3 protein-coding genes and 1 pseudogene are annotated in these 2,369 nt (G+C 63.4%); 2 read left to right on the top strand and 2 right to left on the bottom strand.

Features of this window, described 5'->3' with window-relative positions:
• Both EOC06_RS26235 and EOC06_RS26230 read left to right on the top strand, forming a co-directional pair.
• A partial coding sequence (locus EOC06_RS26235) for an amino acid ABC transporter permease (RefSeq protein ID WP_245470081.1) occupies nt 1-447 on the top strand: 447 nt, incomplete at its 5' end.
• Nucleotides 444-1,091: an amino acid ABC transporter permease gene (locus EOC06_RS26230; protein ID WP_127269243.1), complete on the top strand. Its 648-nt coding sequence runs from the start codon at nt 444-446 to the stop codon at nt 1,089-1,091. The genes EOC06_RS26235 and EOC06_RS26230, both read left to right, overlap by 4 nt.
• Before the next feature lie 22 nt (nt 1,092-1,113).
• Here the strand turns inward: EOC06_RS26230 and EOC06_RS26225 are convergent, their stop codons facing one another.
• A complete protein-coding gene (locus tag EOC06_RS26225; RefSeq protein WP_128309144.1) occupies nt 1,114-1,929 on the bottom strand; it encodes an oxidoreductase in 816 nt (271 codons plus the stop codon).
• A gap of 93 nt (nt 1,930-2,022) precedes the next feature.
• Nucleotides 2,023-2,369 (bottom strand): annotated as a pseudogene (locus EOC06_RS26220) (beta-ketoacyl-[acyl-carrier-protein] synthase II); the annotation flags it as partial.

Genomic DNA, 2,369 nt, shown 5'->3' with positions numbered 1-2,369 from the left:
TTCATCTTCTTCGGCCTGCCCAGCCTGGGCATCCGGCTCGATCCGATCCTGGCCGCCATGCTGGCGATGACGCTCAACATGGCGGCCTACACGATCGAGATCGTCGGCGCCGGGCTTGACGCCGTGCCCGGCGGACAGACGGAAGCAGCGCTCGCACTTGGGCTGCGGCCACGCCAGGTGTTCGTCAAGATCGTGCTGCCGCAGGCACTCAAGATTATCTATCCCGCGCTCACCAGCCAGATCGTCATCATGATGCTGGAGTCGGCCGTGGTGTCGCAGATCGCCGTGCGTGAACTGACCTACGAGGCCGACATGCTGCAGGCGCGCACCTTCCGCTCTTTCGAGACCTATTTCGTCGTGACGCTGGTCTATCTCGCTCTGTCGATGGCCTTGCGCCGGCTGCTGGTGTCAGGCGGGCGCCGTGCGCTCGGAGCCGGCGTATCATGATCGAGTTCACCTCCTGGGACATCGTGCGCAACCTGCTGCTCGCCGCCCGCTGGACGGTGCTGCTATCGCTGGCCGCCTTCATCGGCGGCGGCATCGTCGGCCTGGTCGTGCTGTTCTTCAGGATCGCCAAAAACAAGTGGAGCAGGCGCATAGCCTCGGGCTACATCGCCCTGTTCCAGGGGACGCCGCTCTTGATGCAGCTGTTCCTGATGTTCTTCGGGCTGCCGATGCTCGGCCTGCGCATCGAACCGTGGACGGCGGCGGCGCTCGGCCTCACCTTCTTCGCCAGCGCCTATCTCGCCGAAATCTGGCGCTCCGGCGTCGCGGCGCTACCCCTGGGGCAATGGGACGCCGGCGCAAGCCTTGGCCTGCACTATCTGCAGGAGCTGAGGCTGATCATCCTGCCGCAGGCCTTTTCGATCACCCGCGCACCCACCGTCGGCTTCCTGGTTCAGCTGATCAAATCGACCGCGCTCACTTCGATCATCGGCTTCGAGGAGCTGGTGCGGACCTCCAACGCCATCAACAATGCGACCTTCGAACCGTTCAAGGTCTACGGGCTGGTGGCTCTGATCTTCTTCGTCATGTGCTTTCCGCTGACGCAATACGCCCGCAGGCTCGAGAAACAGGCGGCTGCTCGCTGACGCGCCAAGGCAGCGCTCGATTTCAGGCCGGCAGCCCAAGCTGCTTGCGCAGGCTCTTGTCGAATGCGGACGCGGGGACGAAACGACGCAGGAAACTGACCTGGCGCGCCATTTTTCCCGCCGCATAGCGTTTCTTCGGCGCGGGATCGGTCGCTGCGGCCAAAACGGTGTTGGCGACCACTTCGGGCGCATCGCCTTTTTCCATCGATTTCCGCACGGATACAGTCATCCCGGCGCGCGCGGAATCGTAGATTTCGAGCGACCGGTCGGGGGCGGCAAGATTGTCCTCGAATGCCGTGCGGGTATAGGCGGGCTCCACCAGCGAAACGCGGATGCCGAACGGGCGCAATTCGTGATCGAGCGACTCCGAATAACCCTCGATGGCATGTTTGGTCGCCGAGTAGAGTGCGAAATAGGGAGCGGGGATGAACCCCTGCACCGAACTCAAATTCACGATTCCGCCCTTCCCTTGGCGCCGCATTGCCGGCAGCACCGCGTTGGTCACACGCAAGACGCCGAAGACGTTCACGTCAAACAGCGCCTTAGCCTGGGCGGTCGAGGACTCCTCTGCGCCGCCAAACAGGCCCATACCGGCATTGTTGACAAGCAGGTCGATGCGTCCGGCCTTGGCCAGAACGTCATCGACCATTGTCGCAACGGACGCGTCGTCGGTCACGTCGCAGGTCAGCATGGTCACGCCGGCGGATGGCCGGGAGGCCGCGCGACGGCTGGTTCCGAAGACGCGAAAGCCGGCGCCTAGCAAGGCATCGGCGGTAGCGCGCCCGATGCCGGAAGATGCCCCTGTGACCAGGGCGACGCCAGGATTGGTCTTGTTCATGGAAATCATATCCTTCTTTGCGTTGGATCGGATTGGGGAAAGCATGAGAGGCCGGGGCAAAGGGCGTTGGTCATGACTGCGTCTGGCAACCGATTAGTTCCAGCGTCTGAACAGGGCGCTGGCATTCACGCCGCCAAAGCCGAAGCCATTGGCGATCGCGTACTCCATCTCCATGGGCCGGGGCGCGTTTGCGACGAAGTCGATTCCGTCGCCGGCTGGATCGGCCTCGCCCAGGTTGAGGGTTGGCGGGGCGACCTGATCCCTGAGCGCCAGGATTGCGAAGATCGCACCAAGCCCGCCGGCCGCTCCGAGCAGATGTCCGGTCGCCGATTTCGTCGCACTGACAGCTATCGCGGAATCGCGCCCGAACACGCTCTTGATCGCTTCGATCTCACCCAGGTCACCGACTGACGTGGATGTCGCATGCGCATTGAGATGGC

This window comes from Mesorhizobium sp. M7A.F.Ca.MR.362.00.0.0, from assembly GCF_004023175.1.
Lineage (GTDB): Bacteria > Pseudomonadota > Alphaproteobacteria > Rhizobiales > Rhizobiaceae > Mesorhizobium.
This window is presented reverse-complemented; position numbering and strand designations above follow the sequence as displayed.